The sequence below is a fragment of the Naumannella huperziae genome, assembly GCF_054073625.1.
This window is the reverse complement of the sequence record NZ_JBSXPH010000001.1, coordinates 2,091,203-2,105,679: the sequence shown is the minus strand read 5'-3', so window position 1 is coordinate 2,105,679 and position 14,477 is coordinate 2,091,203. Positions and strand designations below refer to the sequence as shown.

Genomic DNA, 14,477 nt, shown 5'->3' with positions numbered 1-14,477 from the left:
ACAAAGCATGCGCGACGACCCGCGCGGGGCCGCTTGTCGTCTGGGCGTTCCGCCTCCGAGGTGGCAGGGTCGGGGCGTGCCCGAGCTGTCCCGAACCGCCCCGTCGTCCCGGATCACCCCGTCGTCCCGGATCGCCCCGTCGTCCCGGATCGCCCCGTTGTCCCGGATCGCCATCGTGAACCGGGGTGAGGCCGCGATGCGACTCATCCATGCCGTCCGCGATCTCAACGGACGCTCGCCCGGCGGCGAGCCGCTGACCGCCGTCGCCCTGCACACCGATGTCGACGCCGGCGCGGCCTTCGTCCGGGAGGCCGACGAGGCGTACCTGCTCGGCGCCGCCGCCGACCGCCCCTACCTCGACCTTGCGGTGCTGGAGCGCGCCCTGGTCGACACCCGGGCCGACGCCGTCTGGGTCGGCTGGGGCTTCGTCGCCGAGGACCCGGCCTTCGCCGACCTGTGCGCGCGGCTCGGCGTGACCTTCATCGGACCCAGCGCCGAGGCGATGCGCCGGCTGGGCGACAAGATCGGCTCCAAGCTGCTCGCCGAGGAGGTCGGCGTACCCGTCGCCCCGTGGAGTGGTGGCGGCGTCGACACCCTCGACGACGCGTTGGCCGCCGCGCAGCGGATCGGCTACCCGTTGATGCTGAAGGCGACCGCCGGCGGCGGCGGGCGCGGGATCCGCAAGGTGGAGAGCGCCGACGAGCTCGCCGACGCCTACCAGCGCACCCGCGACGAGGCCGAGCGCGCGTTCGGCAGCGGCGTGGTCTTCCTGGAGAAGGCCGTCTCCGGAGCCCGGCACGTCGAGGTGCAGCTCATCGCCGACGGGCAGGGAGAGGCCTGGGCCGTCGGCGTCCGCGACTGCTCGATCCAGCGCCGCAACCAGAAGATCATCGAGGAGTCCGCGTCGCCGCTGCTGGATGCGGAGCAGACCGCAGAGCTTCGGGCCGCCGCGGAACGGCTCGCGCTGGCGGTCGGGTACGCCGGGGCGGGCACCGTCGAGTTCCTCTACCACCCCGCCGACCGCACGTTCGCGTTCCTCGAGGTGAACACGCGGCTGCAGGTCGAGCATCCGATCACCGAGGTGGTGACCGGGCTGGACCTGGTCGCGCTGCAGATCCAGATCGCCTCGGGGCGCAGCCTGACCGAGGCCGCGGGCACCCGGCCCGAGGAGCGCGGGCACGCGGTCGAGGCCCGGCTGAACGCCGAGGATCCCGATCGCGATTTCGCGCCGTCGCCGGGACGGATCGCGCGACTGGAGTTCCCGGCGGGGCCGGGGATCCGGGTGGACACCGGGGTGGCCGAGGGCGACACCATCCCCGCCGACTTCGACTCGATGATCGCCAAGATCATCGCGCACGGGCCCGATCGGGAGACCGCGCTCGCCCGGCTGCGCCGCGCCATGTCGGAGACGACCGTGGTGATCGACGGTGGCGCTACCAACTCCAGCTTCGTGCAGGAGCTCCTGGCAGCGCCCGAGGTGACCCGGGGGGAGCCCGACTGGGCCGACACCGGCTGGATCGACCGGGTACGCGCGCAGGGGCGGCTGGTGGCCCGTCAGCACGCCGGCGTGGCGCTGGTGGCCGCGGCGATAGACGCCTATTCCGAGGCCGAGCGGACCGAGATCGCGCGCTTCCTGCAGACCGCCCAGGGTGGGCGGCCGCAGTTGCAGCACGAGCCGGGCCGGACGGTCGAACTGTCGCTGCGCGGTACGCCCTACCGGGTCAGCGTCTGGCAGACCTCGCCGCAGCGCTACCGGGTCACGGTCGCCGACGGCGATGTCGCGCACACCGTGACCGCGGAACTGGACCGCCTGGACGAGGTGCACGGGCGGCTCACCGTGGGCGGTCGTCGGTACCGACTGGTGACCGCGACCCACGGCCCCGTGCACCTGGTCCAGGTCGACGGGGTCACCCATCGGATCAGCCGCGAGGAGGGGGGCGTGCTGCGCTCCCCGGCCCCGGCGCTGGTCGTCGCGACCCCGCACGGTGTCGGCGAGGAGGTGGCGGCCGGTGCGCCGGTGCTGGTGCTGGAATCGATGAAGATGGAGACGGTCCTGCCGGCGCCCTATGCCGGGCGGATCACCGAACTGTTGGTACGCACCGGCAGCCAGGTGGAGACCGGCGCCGCGCTGGCGCGGCTGGAGCCGGTCGGCGAGGAGGCCGACGAGGCGTCCGCGGTGACGGAGCGGCCCGATCTCGACCTGCCCGAGCCGGCGGACGGCGTACCGTCGGCCGGCGAACGCGCGCGGGCCGCGCTCGGCCGCCTGCGCGGGCTGTTGATGGGCTACGACGTCGACGCGGACCACCGCGGCGATGTGCTGGCCGACTACCTCGCCGACCGCGACGCGCTGGCGGTGGCCGGAATCGATGTCTTCGGCGCCGAGATGGCGCTGCTCGACCTGTTCACCGACTATGCCGAGCTGAGCCGGAACCGCCCGGCCGGCGAGGAGCTGCACACCGAGTTGCGGGTGCACAGCTCGCGCGAGCTGTTCCACAGCTACCTGCGCAGCGTTGACGCCGAGCGCAGCGGACTGCCGGATCACTTCACCGAGAAGCTGCTGCGCGTCCTCGGGCACTACGGCGTCGCCGATCTCGAGCGGACACCGCAGCTCGAGGAGGCGCTGTTCCGGATCTCGCTGGCCCAGCAGCACGTCTCCGATGTCGACATCGCGCTCGGGCTGCTGCAGCACTGGCTGAGCGAGCCGGCGCCGCCGGCCGACCGCGCGATCCGGGCTCGGGCGATGCTGGAGCGGATGGTCCGAGCGACGCAGTTGCGGTTCCCCGTGGTCGGCGACATCGCCCGGTCGATCCGGTTCCGTTGGTTCGACCAGCCCGCGGTGGATGCGGAGCGGGACAAGGTGCTGGCCGGTGTCGGCGCCGAGGTGGCGCAGCTCACGGACTTCGACGCGCCGGACCGTGCCGCCCGGATCGCCGCCCTGACGGCGATCCCCGAGCAGTTGGTCTCCTTCCTGCGCGATCGGATGGCCGACGGGCTGCCCGAGCGCGAGCCGCTGCTGGAGGTGCTGATCGGGCGTCACTATCTGGAGCTCGATCTGCACGATCGATCGGTCGCGACGGCGCTCGGGCGACCGGTGGTACGCGCCGAGTACGACGCGGGGGCCAAGGGCCCGACCCGGGTGATCTCGACGATCGGCGACGTCGCCGAGCTCGCCGACGGCTCCCTGGGTGAGCTGGTCGCGGGCGAGTTCGCCGATGATCATGACAATGTCGTGGAGATCTATCTGCGCTGGCCGCAGCCTCCAGCGCGCCCGGACGATGTGTCCGCAGAGCTCGCCTCGACCCTGGCGGACCAGCCCTGGGTGACCCGCTGCCGCCGGGTCTCGGTGGCGGTCTGCCCGCGCGCGCCGCGCCCGGTCGACTACTTCACCTTCCGGCCGGGTGGCGAGGGGCTGGTCGAGGACACCCTGGTCCGCGGGATGCACCCGATGGTGGGCCGCCGGCTGAACCTGTGGCGGCTGTCCGAGTTCGACGTGACCCGGCTCGACGCGCCGGACGATGTGCTGCTCTACGAATGCGTGGCGAAGTCGAATCCGGCCGATCGCCGGCTGGTCGCGGCGGCCCAGGTGCGCCAGCTCGCCGTCGTCCGCGATGACGAGGGACGGGTGGTCGGGCTGCCGCATGCCGAGCGGGCCGTGGAGAACTGCCTGGAGGCGATCCGGCGGGTACGCACGTCGCGCGGCCGGGCCGGCGCCCGGCTGGACCAGAACCACGTCTGGGTCACGGTCTGGCCGGTCGTCGAGGCCGACATCTCGCAGTTGACGGCGCTGCAGGACAAGATCATCCCGCTCTCGGAGGGGGCGGGTCTGGAGGAGGTGCTGGCCCAGGGCCGGATCGCCAGCGAGGGCGGGCCGGCGCAGCCGATCGCGATCCGCTTCCACGCCCAACCGGGTGCCGGCACGGTCGCCGATGTGATCGCCCCGCCCACCGAACCGCTGGCCCCGGTGGACGACTACGCCAGCCGGGCGCTGCGGGCCAAGCGCCGCGGGCTGGTCTATCCCTACGAGCTGGCATCGGTGCTCGCCGGCGGCGGCAGCCTGGTGGAGCACGATCTCGATCCGTCCGGGCGGCTGGTCCCCGTGGACCGTCCGCCGGGCCGGAACACCGCGGGGATCATCGTCGCCGTGGTGACCACCCCGACGCCGTTGCATCCCGACGGGATCACCCGGGTGGTGCTCTGCGGCGACCCGACCCGGGCGCTGGGGGCGCTGTCGGAGGCCGAGTGCCGCCGGGTGATCGCGGCGATCGACCTGGCCGACGAGCTCGGCGTACCGCTGGAATGGTTCGCCCTGTCCGCCGGCGCCCGGGTGTCGATGGACAGCGGCACCGAGAACATGGACTGGGTGGCGGCGGCGCTGAAGCGCATCGTCGAGTTCACCCAGGCGGGCGGTGAGATCAACGTCGTGGTGGCCGGCATCAATGTCGGCGCGCAGCCGTACTGGAATGCGGAGGCGACGATGCTGATGCACACCAAGGGCATCCTGGTCATGACTCCGGACAGCGCGATGGTGTTGACGGGCAAGCAGTCGCTGGACTTCTCCGGCGGCGTGTCGGCCGAGGACAACTTCGGGATCGGCGGCTACGACCGGGTGATGGGACCGAACGGGCAGGCGCAGTACTGGGCGCCCGACCTGGCCGGCGCGATGGAGGTCCTGATGGAGCACTACGCGCACACCTACGTCGTGCCCGGGGAGGCGGGTCCGCGCCGCGCGCCGACCGCTGACCCGTCGGATCGAGACATCAGTGATCATCCGCACGGCGGCGACTTCGCCACGGTGGGCGATGTCTTCTCCGCCGAGCACAACCCGGACCGCAAGCGACCGTTCGACATCCGCACGGTGCTGCGCGCGCTGGCCGATGCCGATCATCAGCTGCTCGAGCGCTGGGCACAGATGGCCGATGCCGACACCGCGGTGGTCACCGATGCCCGGATCGGCGGCTTCGGCGTCTGCCTGATCGGGATCGAGTCCAAGCCCGTCGCCCGGCACGGCTTCCCGCCCACCGACGGCCCGGACACCTACACCGCGGGCACGCTGTTCCCGCAGTCGTCGAAGAAGGTCGCCCGGGCGATCAATGCCGCCTCGGGCAACCGGCCGCTGGTCGTGTTGGCGAACCTGTCCGGCTTCGACGGGTCGCCGGAGTCGATGCGCAAGCTGCAATTGGAGTACGGCGCGGAGATCGGCCGAGCGATCGTCAACTTCGACGGCCCGATCGTGTTCTGCGTGATCTCGCGCTATCACGGCGGCGCCTTCGTGGTGTTCTCCAAGCGGCTCAACCCGAACATGACCGTGTTGGCGCTCGACGGTTCCTTTGCGTCGGTGCTCGGCGGGGCGCCGGCGGCCGCGGTGGTCTTTGCCTCCGAGGTGGACAAGCGCGCGGCGGCCGATCCCAGGGCCACCGAGCTGGAGGCGCGGATCGAGGCAGCCGATGCGGCCGAACGCGGCGAGCTGGTGGTCGAGCAGGCGGAGCTGCGCGAGCAACTGCGCGCGGAGAAGATCGCCGAGATCGCCGCGGAGTTCGACGGCGTACATTCCATCCACCGGGCGGTCGAGGTGGGCTCGGTCGACGAGGTGATCTCCGCCGCGCAGTTGCGCCCCAAGATCATCGCCACCATCGAGCGCTGGGCCGCCGGGCAGTCCCCCCGCCCCTGACCTCCCCAGCCGCATGCCCAACTTGCGGTTGCCTGCTGGGCCCCGCAGGCAACCGCAAGTTCGGCATGCATCCGTCCCGCGAACCCGACCGGCACCCGCGAACCCGACCGAAGCCGCACGGGCGGAAGGAAAACCGCGGGCAGTGGGGACGAGCCGGGAGTAGCCTCGACCGCCGGAAAGGAGCCCGATCCGCATGGAGCCCATCACCGCCGAGCAAGTCCGCGCCAGCTTCGTCAACACGACCCGGTCGCAGCTCAAGAAGCTCACCGTTCCGGCCGACCTGGCCACGGAGCGGTGGGACGATCTCGACTTCCTGGGCTGGCGCGACCCGAAGGCGCCCCAACAGGGCTACCTGGTCGCGTCCCGCGACGGTGGCCTGACCGGGGTGGCGCTGCGCACCCAGGAGCCGTCGCGGCGGGACCCGAAGGCGGCCATGTGCTCGCTGTGCCTGACGGTGCACCCGATGGCCGATGTCGCGCTCTTCGCCGCGCGTCGCTCCGGGCCCGGCGGTCGCCGGGGTGACACGGTCGGCACCTACATCTGCGCCAACCTGCGCTGCCCGCTCTACGTGCGCGGCGTACTCACCTCCGAGGCAGCCCGCCCGATGGGCGAGACGCTGTCGGTCGAGGCCAAGATCATCCGGCTCCGGGCCAATGTCGACCGCTTCGTGGATCGCGTACTCGAGGACTGATCCAGCCGGACTCGACTCAGCTCAGGCGTTCGATGATCAACTCGCGGACCCGGCCGGCGTCGGCCTGGCCCTTCATCTCCTTCATCACGGCACCGATCAGCGCGCCGGCGGCCGCGACCTTGCCGCCGCGGATCTTGTCCGCGACATCGGGATTTGCCTCGATCGCGCGGTCGACGGCATCGCCGAGCGCGGAGTCGTCGGAGACCACGGCGAGCCCGCGGGCCTCGACCACCTGCTCCGGGTCCCCCTCGCCGGCCAGCACCCCGTCGATCACCTGCCGGGCCAGCTTGTCGTTGATCGTCTTCGCCTCGACCAGCGCCTGCACCTGCGCCACCTGCTGCGGCGTGATCGCGAGTTCCTCCAGCTCGACGCCGGCCTCGTTCGCGCGCCGCGCCAGCTCCGACAGCCACCACTTGCGCGCCGGCTGGGGCGCCGATCCCGCCGCGACGGTCTGTTCGATCACGTCGACCGCGCCGGCGGCGACCACATCGCGCAGTTCCAGCTCGGAGAAGCCCCACTCGCCGGCCAGCCGCTTCAGCCGTTCGGCCGGCGGCTCCGGCAGGGTCGCGCGCAGCGACTCGACCCAGTCCCGGTCGGGCGCGATCGGCACCAGGTCCGGCTCGGGAAAGTACCGGTAGTCCTCCGCGGTCTCCTTCGACCGGCCCGGCGTGGTGATGCCGGAACCCTCCTGCCAGTGCCGCGTCTCCTGGGTGATCGTGCCGCCGCCCGCCAGCACCTGCGCCTGGCGAGAGATCTCGTAGGCGACGGCCCGCTCCACCGAGCGCAGGGAGTTGACGTTCTTGGTCTCGGTCCGGGTGCCGAACTCGATTTGCCCGATCGGCCGCAGCGACACGTTCGCATCGCAGCGCACATTGCCCTGCTCCATCCGCGCATGGCTCACCTTCAGCGCGCGCATCAGGTCGCGTACCAACTGCACGTACGCCCGCGCGACCTGCGGTGCCCTGGCCCCCGTGCCCTCGATCGGTTTGGTCACGATCTCGATCAGGGGTACGCCGGCGCGGTTGTAGTCAAGCAGCGAGTGGCTCGCCCCGTGGATGCGACCCGTGGCCCCGCCGACGTGCAGCGACTTGCCGGTGTCCTCCTCCATGTGGGCGCGCTCGATGCCGATCCTGATCACCTCGCCGTCCACCTCGACGTCGACATGGCCGTCGTGCGCGATCGGCTCGTCGTACTGGCTGATCTGGTAGTTCTTCGGCATGTCTGGATAGAAGTAGTTCTTCCGCGACATCCGCGACCACTCGGCGATCTCGCAGTTCAGCGCCAGGCCGATCCGGATCGCCGACTCGACGGCGGCGCCGTTGATCACCGGCATCCCGCCGGGCAGCGCGAGGCAGACCGGACAGGTCTGGGTGTTCGGGTCCGCGCCGAACTCGGTGGAGCAGCCGCAGAACATCTTGGACGCGGTGCTCAGCTCGACGTGCACCTCCAGCCCCAGCACCGGATCGAAGCGCTCGAGCGCGTCCGCATAGTCCATGATCGAATCGCTCACTTCGCGCCCTCCCCCAGCTTCGCCAGACCCCACTCGCCCGCAAGCTCGCGCTCCAGCGCGGCGCCGACGCGATAGAGCCGGTCGTCGGCCATCGCCGGCGCCATCACCTGGAAGCCGACCGGCAGCCCGTCGTCGGCGCTGACGCCGACCGGGAAGGACGCGGCCGCGATCCCGGCGAGATTGGCCGGAATGGTGCACAGGTCGTTGATGTACATCGCCAGCGGGTCGTCGATCCGCTCACCGATCCGGAACGCCGTGGTCGGCGCGGTCGGGCTGATCAGCACATCGGCCGCGCCGAAGGCTGCGTCGAAATCGTTCTTGATCAAGGTCCGGACCTTCTGCGCGGAGCCGTAGTAGGCGTCGTAGTAGCCCGCCGACAGCGCATAGGTGCCGAGGATGATCCGCCGCTTCACCTCGTCCCCGAAGCCCGCCTCGCGGGTCAGGCTCATCACCTCCTCGGCCGATCGGGTGCCGTCGTCGCCGACGCGCAGGCCGTACCGCATCGCATCGAACCGGGCCAGGTTCGACGACGCCTCCGCGGGCAGGATCAGGTAGTAGGCGGCCAGCGCGTACTCAAAGTTCGGGCAGGAGACCTCGACCACCTCGGCGCCGAGCTTCTCCAACAGGGCAACGGTTTTCGCGAACATCGCCTCCACGCCCGGCGCGTACCCCTCCCCGCCGAGCTCGCGCACCACACCGACCTTCATCCCGGCGACATCGCCGTTGCGGGCCGCGCCGACGACGTCCGGGACGGGCGCGTCGATCGAGGTGGCATCGCGTGGATCGTGGCCGCCGATCACGGTGTGCAGCAGCGCCGCATCGAGCACGGTCCGGGTGCACGGGCCCGGGGTGTCCAGGCTGGAGGCCAGCGCGATCAGGCCGTAGCGCGAGGTGCCGCCGTAGGTCGGCTTGACGCCGACGGTTCCCGTCACGGCGCCGGGCTGACGGATCGAGCCGCCGGTGTCGGTGCCGATCGCCAGCGGGGCCTGGTACGCGGCGAGGGCCGCGGCGGAGCCACCGCCCGATCCGCCCGGGATCCGCTCCACGTCCCACGGGTTGCGCGTCGGCCCGTAGCCGGAGTTCTCGGTCGAGCTGCCCATCGCGAACTCGTCCATGTTGGTCTTGCCCAGGATCACCAGCCCGGCATCGACCAGCCGCCTGGTCACCGTCGCGCTGTAGGGCGGGATCCAGCCCTGGAGGATCTTCGAGCCCGCGGTGGTGGGTACGCCCTCCTGGGCGAGCACGTCCTTCAGGGCCAGCGGTACGCCGTCCAGCGGCCCGCGGGCCTCCCCCGCCGCGCGGCGTTCGTCCGCCGCCGCGGCAGCGGCCCGGGCGCCGTCGGCGTCGACATGCAGGAAGGCATGGATCTCGCCATCGGTCTCGGCGATCCGGTCCAGGTGCGCGTCGGTGACCTCGGCGGCGCTGACCTCGCCGTCGGCGATCAGTCCGGCCAGGTCGGCGGCCGAGCGGCGCAGCAACTCGTTCACTGCTCCTCCCCGAGGATCCGCGGCACCCGGAAGCGGTCGTCCTCGACGGCCGGGGCGCCGGCCAGCGCGGCCTCGGCGTCCAGCGACGGCGCCACCTCGTCGGCGCGGAACACATTGCGCAGCGGCAGTGGGTGCGACGTCGGCGCGATGTCGGCGACGGCCACCTCCTGGACCCGGGCCACCGAGTCCAGGATCACCTCGAGCTGCGGCGCGAGGCGGTCCAGTTCATCGGGGCTCAGCTCGATCCGGGCCAGCCTGCCCAGCCGCGCGACGTCGTCCGCGCTGAGGCGGGTCTCGGGGCTCGTCTGCGCCACGTGGGGTCCTCTCGATCGGGGTGGGTGCGCGAGCGGCGTACCGCCCGCGGGTCGGAGCCAAGATAGTGCTCCGCCGAACGGTGCGCCGAATCGCCCGCACACCCGGATCGCCCAGGACACGGATCGCCCGGGACACGGATCGCCCGGGACACGGATCGCCCGGGACACGGATCGGACGCAGACCGCCGCCCACCCCGGTACGGAGTGGGCGGCGATCCGCTCGGTACTGCGGTGCTGCCTCAGCGGCGACGCCGGGTCAGGGCGTACCCGGCACCGGCGAGGGCGACCCCGGCCAGCGCGCCCGGCACCAGCAGGTTCGCGGCACCGGTGTCGGCCAGCGGCGGGCGCGGCTTCACCGGCTCGGCGTCGTCGTCATCGGGTGCCCCGGTCGCGCTCGGCTCCGTGGTGGCGGTCGGGCTCGGCTCCGCCGTCCCGGTCGGGCTCGGCTCGGGGGTCGGCTCGATCGGGTACTTGCCGTTCACCGACGACGCGTCGTAGGCCAGCGTGAAGATCGCGTGGGCGATCGACGGGGTGAAGATCGCGATCGCCTCGGCGCTGACGTTGTCGAGGTCATCGGCGGCGGAGTGGTAGTTCGGGTCGTACAGCACGCCGGCCTGGCCACCGAACTTCGCGACCTCCTCGGCCGTCTTCTCCCCGTCGGCGCCGGAGAACAGGCCCGAGGACGGGATGTCGGCGTCGATGAACGGCTGGTAGTCCGAGCGGCCCGAGAACTCGGTGTCCACCCACGCCTGGTCGACGGCGGCGAAGCGATCGGTGAAGATCTTCTCCAGTGCGGCCGAACCCGCCGGGATCGGAACGCCCTCCGGTGCCGGGTAGGTCGACTCGTCCGCGTCGTAGACGCCGACGATGTAGTTCGGGGAACCCACCATGTCGAAGTTCAGGTAGCCGGCGATGTTCTTCAGCTCGGCCGGGTTGTTGGCCTGCAGGTCGCTGACGTAGTTGGTCGCGCCCAGCAGCCCGAGCTCCTCGGCACCCCACCACGCGAACCGCACCTTGTTGTTCACGCTGTCGGGGTACTTCGCCAGGGTGACCGCGGTCTCCAGCAGCGCCGCCGAACCGGAACCGTTGTCGTTGATGCCCGGTCCCTCGACGACGCCGTCCAGGTGCGCACCGGCCATCACGACATTGTCGGTCCGCCCGCCCGGGGTCTCGGCGATGATGTTCCAGGTCTCGCGGACCTCGCTGGTCGCGTCCAGGTTGAAGGTCAGCGACACCGGGCCGGCCGCCATCGCCCCGACCAGCGCCTCGCCGTCGGCCTGGCTGATGCCGGTCGCGGGGACGAAGCCGTCGTTGGTCTCGCCGAACGTGCCGTTCAGGGCACCCTCGGCATTGTTGTAGATGACGACCGCCTCGGCACCGGCCGCCGCGGCGGCCAGGTCCTTCTCGCCGAAGGTGCAGGTGCCGCGCTTGACGAGCGCGATCTTGCCGGTCGCGTCCACATTCCCCCAAGCGGCGGCATCGCAGCCCTCGGCCGTCGGCGGCGCCACCAGTTCCGCGGTCAGCTCGCCGTCCGTGCTCGGGGCGAAGACCATCGGGTTGTTCTCGTACTCGGTCCCCTCCGAGCCGACCAGCGAGCTCGAGTTCACCTCGTAGTAGGGGAACTGGAACGTCTGCCGCACCGGCTCGTAGCCGGCCTCGGCGAGCACCGACTCGACGTAGGCCGACGACTGCTCGTAGCCGGGCAGCCCGGAGGCGCGGTTGCCGCCGTTGGCATCGGCGATCTTCTGGAGCTCGGCCAGATGACCCATCACGTTGTCCGGGTTGACGGCCGCGACCATCTCGTCGATGTTCGGCGGCTCGGCGGCCCACGCGGGCACCGCGCCGCCCACCGCCAGCACGGTCGCGGCGAGCACCGCACCGGCGTACGTCTTGCGCATTCTCATCTCACTCCTGGCTCGGTCGATCGGGGGGAAAATCGCAGGGGAAGCCGATGCCTCACCTAAGCGTTTCCTCACGATTCCATGTGAAAATCTGTGGCAACCGTCACCAGATCGTGACCTGACGGGGTCTGGTGACGCGAGTCACTCTATGCAGGATCCCTTCCGCTGGCAGCACGTCGGTGCGGTCGGGAATGATGGTGGGTGTGTTCCTGATGCGCGTCGCCCTCCCCGACCGCCCCGGCTCCCTGGGCGCGGTCGCGTCCATCGTCGGCACTGTCGGGGGCGACATCCATGCGGTCGAGGTGGTGGGTCGCCAGGACGGGTACGCCATCGACGACTTCATGCTGGCGCTGCCGCCCGGCACCATGCCCGATGAGCTGGTCAGCGCCTGCACCGCACTGGAGGACGTGCGCGTGCTGTGGTTCTCCCGCTACCCCGAGGGCGAGGGGCTGGAGGCCGACATCGAGACGCTGGAGCGGATGACTGCCGCACCCGACACGGCTCCTGAGATCCTGGCCGGCGCGGCCCCCTCGGTCTTCCACTGCGAGTGGGCACTGCTCGCCGACCGCTCCGAGTCGGTGGTCCGCTATGCGACCGAGATGGCGCCCGATCTGACCGCGGAGACGCTGCAGTTGCTCGGCCCGTTCGACGACATCGGTACGCGGGAGCTGCTGGAGGGCTGGTTGCCCGACTGGGGCGAGGCCGTCGTCGCCGTGGCGCCCGTGCGGGACAACCTCGCGCTGATCGTCGGTCGGCAGGGCGGCCCCAGCTTCCTGCCCTCGGAGCTGGCCCGCATCCGGCATCTGGCCGCGATGGCCGGCTGAGCCCCACCCACACCCCATGGCGAACGAGCTCTGGCAGGTGCTCGGGGCGTTCGGCTACGGCCTGCTGTCCGGCGCCGTGCCGGTGTTTGCCGCCGAGCCCGTCGTGATCGCTGCCCGGGTCCTCGGCTCACCGCTGCTCGCCGCCGTCTGCATCGCGCTGGCGCTGGGCAACGCGGCCGCCAAGACCGGCCTGTTGATCGGCCTGCGGCATGGCTATCGACTCCCCTGGCTGCGCCGCCGGAGCAGCGCGCTCGCCACCCGGGTCACCTCCGGGGCGGGCGTGGTCGCGCGGGTCGCCCGCTGGGGGGCGCGGCTGTCGGAGCTGGCCGCGCGCCCGCGCTGGGGCGGCCCGGTCGTGGCGCTCTCGGCGGCCTGCGGCATTCCCCCGCTCTACCCGCTGACCGCCGTCGTGGCCGGCACCCGTCTGCCGGCGGCCCTGTTCGCGGTCGCCGCAGCCGCGGGCCTGACGGTCAGGTTCGGGATCGTCGGGCTCGGCATCAGCCTGCTCTGGCGCGGCTGACGGGCCGGCGGCAGGCGAGCAGCGCCCGGCGGTGACTCAGGGCGCGATCAGCGGATCCAGACCGAAGCCGATCCGGCCGGTCATCAACGAGTAGTTCAGCCAACCGGTCAGGAACAGCATCAGCAGGGCCGCGGCGAAGACGAACGGCACCAGTCGCCGCTGTCGCCGCTTCGCCTTCGTCCCCGGGACCTCGGTCGGACCCCACTCGCCGAGCTTCGGGCGTACCCGGGCGGGAGTCGGACCGTTCAGGTTCAGGTCGGAGAAGGACACCCTCGCAAATGTACCCTCCGCAGGGTCGCGATTGTCACCTGCGCCACTTGACGCGATCGGGCGATCCTGGTGGACACTGATCCCGCACCGAAGAACTTCGGCCGACCGGCCGCGCCTGCGCGGCGGTACGCAATGACGCGTTGAGGAGCAACGAATGAAGACCACCGGATCCATCCTGCGCAGCCAGCCCGGAACCTTCGAGACCGCCGAACTGGAACTCGACGAGCCGCGCCAGAACGAGCTGTTGATCAGGCTGGTCGCCTCCGGCCTGTGCCACTCCGATGATCACGCCGCGACCGGCGACATGCCCACCCGGCACCTGCCGATGTGCGGCGGCCACGAGGGCTCGGGCGTCGTCGAGCAGGTCGGGCCCAATACCAGGGGGTTCGAGGTCGGCGACCACGTCGTGATGACCTTCCTGCCCGCCTGCGGGCGCTGCCTGTGGTGCGCGCGCGGGATGCAGCAACTGTGCGACCAGGGCGCGTACTCGCTGACCGGCGCGCGGATCGATGACCAGTCGAGCTACCGGATGAGCCTGGACGGCGAGCCCGTCGGCCAGCAGCTCGGCGTCTCGACCTTCAGCCAGTACACGACGGTGAACGTGATGTCGGCGTACAAGGTGCCCAAGGAGGTGCCGCTGAAGCCGCTGTGCCTGCTCGGCTGCGCGGCCGGCACGGGCTGGGGCGCCGCGGTGAACGCCGCCGAGGTGAGGCCGGGCGATGTGGTGATCGTGATGGGCGTCGGCGGCGTCGGGATGAGCGCGGTGCAGGGCGCGGCGGCGGCCGGCGCCGCGAGCGTGATCGTCGTCGACCCGGTGCCCTACAAGCGCGAGGCCGCCAAGCAGTTCGGCGCGACCGACACCTTCGAGACCCTCGACGAGGCCACCGAGGCCGCGCGCGCCGTCACCAACGGCCAGGGCGCCGACTCCACCATCGTCACCATCGGCGTGGTGACCGGCGACCACATCTCGGGTGCGCTGGAGTCCATCCGCAAGGGCGGCACGGTCGCGATGACTGGCATGGGCAAGTCCGAAGAGCCGATGCAGATCACCACCAACGCGCTGATGTACCCGATGATGCAAAAGCGCCTGCAGGGCGTGATCTTCGGCAACTGGAGCCCGTTCAACTCGGTGCCGACGCTGCTGCACGCCTACACCTCGGGGCTGCTCAAGCTGGACGAGATGATGACCAAGTCCTACACCATCGACCAGGTGGCCAAGGGCTACGAAGACATGCACGCCGGCGACACCGTGCGCGGCTGGATCGACTACGAGTCCTGAGCGGGCGGCGACC

10 protein-coding genes are annotated in these 14,477 nt (G+C 71.4%); 5 read left to right on the top strand and 5 right to left on the bottom strand.

The window, feature by feature from the left end; all coding sequences use genetic code 11:
- Positions 1-76 precede the first annotated feature (76 nt).
- Positions 77-5,668 (top strand): ATP-binding protein, encoded by a 5,592-nt coding sequence (locus ACXDC7_RS10025; RefSeq protein ID WP_459222032.1) that lies wholly within the window; start codon positions 77-79, stop codon positions 5,666-5,668.
- A 193-nt stretch (positions 5,669-5,861) separates the two neighbouring features.
- Positions 5,862-6,359 (top strand): FBP domain-containing protein, encoded by a 498-nt coding sequence (locus ACXDC7_RS10020; RefSeq protein ID WP_459222031.1) that lies wholly within the window; start codon positions 5,862-5,864, stop codon positions 6,357-6,359.
- Between the two features lie 16 nt (positions 6,360-6,375).
- Here ACXDC7_RS10020 and gatB read toward each other — a convergent pair whose 3' ends face one another.
- The 4 genes from gatB to ACXDC7_RS10000 all read right to left on the bottom strand — a co-directional run bounded on the left by gatB (position 6,376) and on the right by ACXDC7_RS10000 (position 11,574).
- Positions 6,376-7,854, bottom strand: coding sequence for an Asp-tRNA(Asn)/Glu-tRNA(Gln) amidotransferase subunit GatB (gatB, locus tag ACXDC7_RS10015; protein ID WP_459222825.1), 1,479 nt, complete (start codon positions 7,852-7,854; stop codon positions 6,376-6,378).
- An 11-nt stretch (positions 7,855-7,865) separates the two neighbouring features.
- On the bottom strand, positions 7,866-9,356 hold the full coding sequence (gatA, locus tag ACXDC7_RS10010; protein WP_179443690.1) for an Asp-tRNA(Asn)/Glu-tRNA(Gln) amidotransferase subunit GatA: 1,491 nt from the start codon (positions 9,354-9,356) through the stop codon (positions 7,866-7,868).
- Complete coding sequence (gatC, locus tag ACXDC7_RS10005) at positions 9,353-9,670, bottom strand: Asp-tRNA(Asn)/Glu-tRNA(Gln) amidotransferase subunit GatC (RefSeq protein ID WP_179443691.1); 318 nt, start codon at positions 9,668-9,670, stop codon at positions 9,353-9,355. The genes gatA and gatC overlap by 4 nt, the downstream gene beginning before the upstream one ends.
- 239 nt (positions 9,671-9,909) lie before the next feature.
- Positions 9,910-11,574 carry a M28 family peptidase gene (locus tag ACXDC7_RS10000; RefSeq protein WP_459222030.1) on the bottom strand — a complete coding sequence of 555 codons (1,665 nt, stop codon included), beginning with the start codon at positions 11,572-11,574 and terminating at the stop codon, positions 9,910-9,912.
- Between the two features lie 206 nt (positions 11,575-11,780).
- Here ACXDC7_RS10000 and ACXDC7_RS09995 point away from each other — a divergent pair, with 206 nt between their 5' ends.
- Both ACXDC7_RS09995 and ACXDC7_RS09990 read left to right on the top strand, forming a co-directional pair.
- Positions 11,781-12,395: an ACT domain-containing protein gene (locus ACXDC7_RS09995; RefSeq protein WP_179446351.1), complete on the top strand. Its 615-nt coding sequence runs from the start codon at positions 11,781-11,783 to the stop codon at positions 12,393-12,395.
- A gap of 16 nt (positions 12,396-12,411) precedes the next feature.
- On the top strand, positions 12,412-12,915 hold the full coding sequence (locus tag ACXDC7_RS09990) for a hypothetical protein (RefSeq protein WP_459222029.1): 504 nt from the start codon (positions 12,412-12,414) through the stop codon (positions 12,913-12,915).
- Positions 12,916-12,951: 36 nt separating this feature from the next.
- Here ACXDC7_RS09990 and ACXDC7_RS09985 read toward each other — a convergent pair whose 3' ends face one another.
- On the bottom strand, positions 12,952-13,185 hold the full coding sequence (locus tag ACXDC7_RS09985; RefSeq protein ID WP_459222028.1) for a hypothetical protein: 234 nt from the start codon (positions 13,183-13,185) through the stop codon (positions 12,952-12,954).
- Positions 13,186-13,339: 154 nt separating this feature from the next.
- Here ACXDC7_RS09985 and ACXDC7_RS09980 point away from each other — a divergent pair, with 154 nt between their 5' ends.
- Entirely contained in the window at positions 13,340-14,464 is a 1,125-nt protein-coding gene (locus tag ACXDC7_RS09980) for an NDMA-dependent alcohol dehydrogenase (RefSeq protein WP_459222027.1), read from the top strand.
- Positions 14,465-14,477 lie beyond the last annotated feature (13 nt).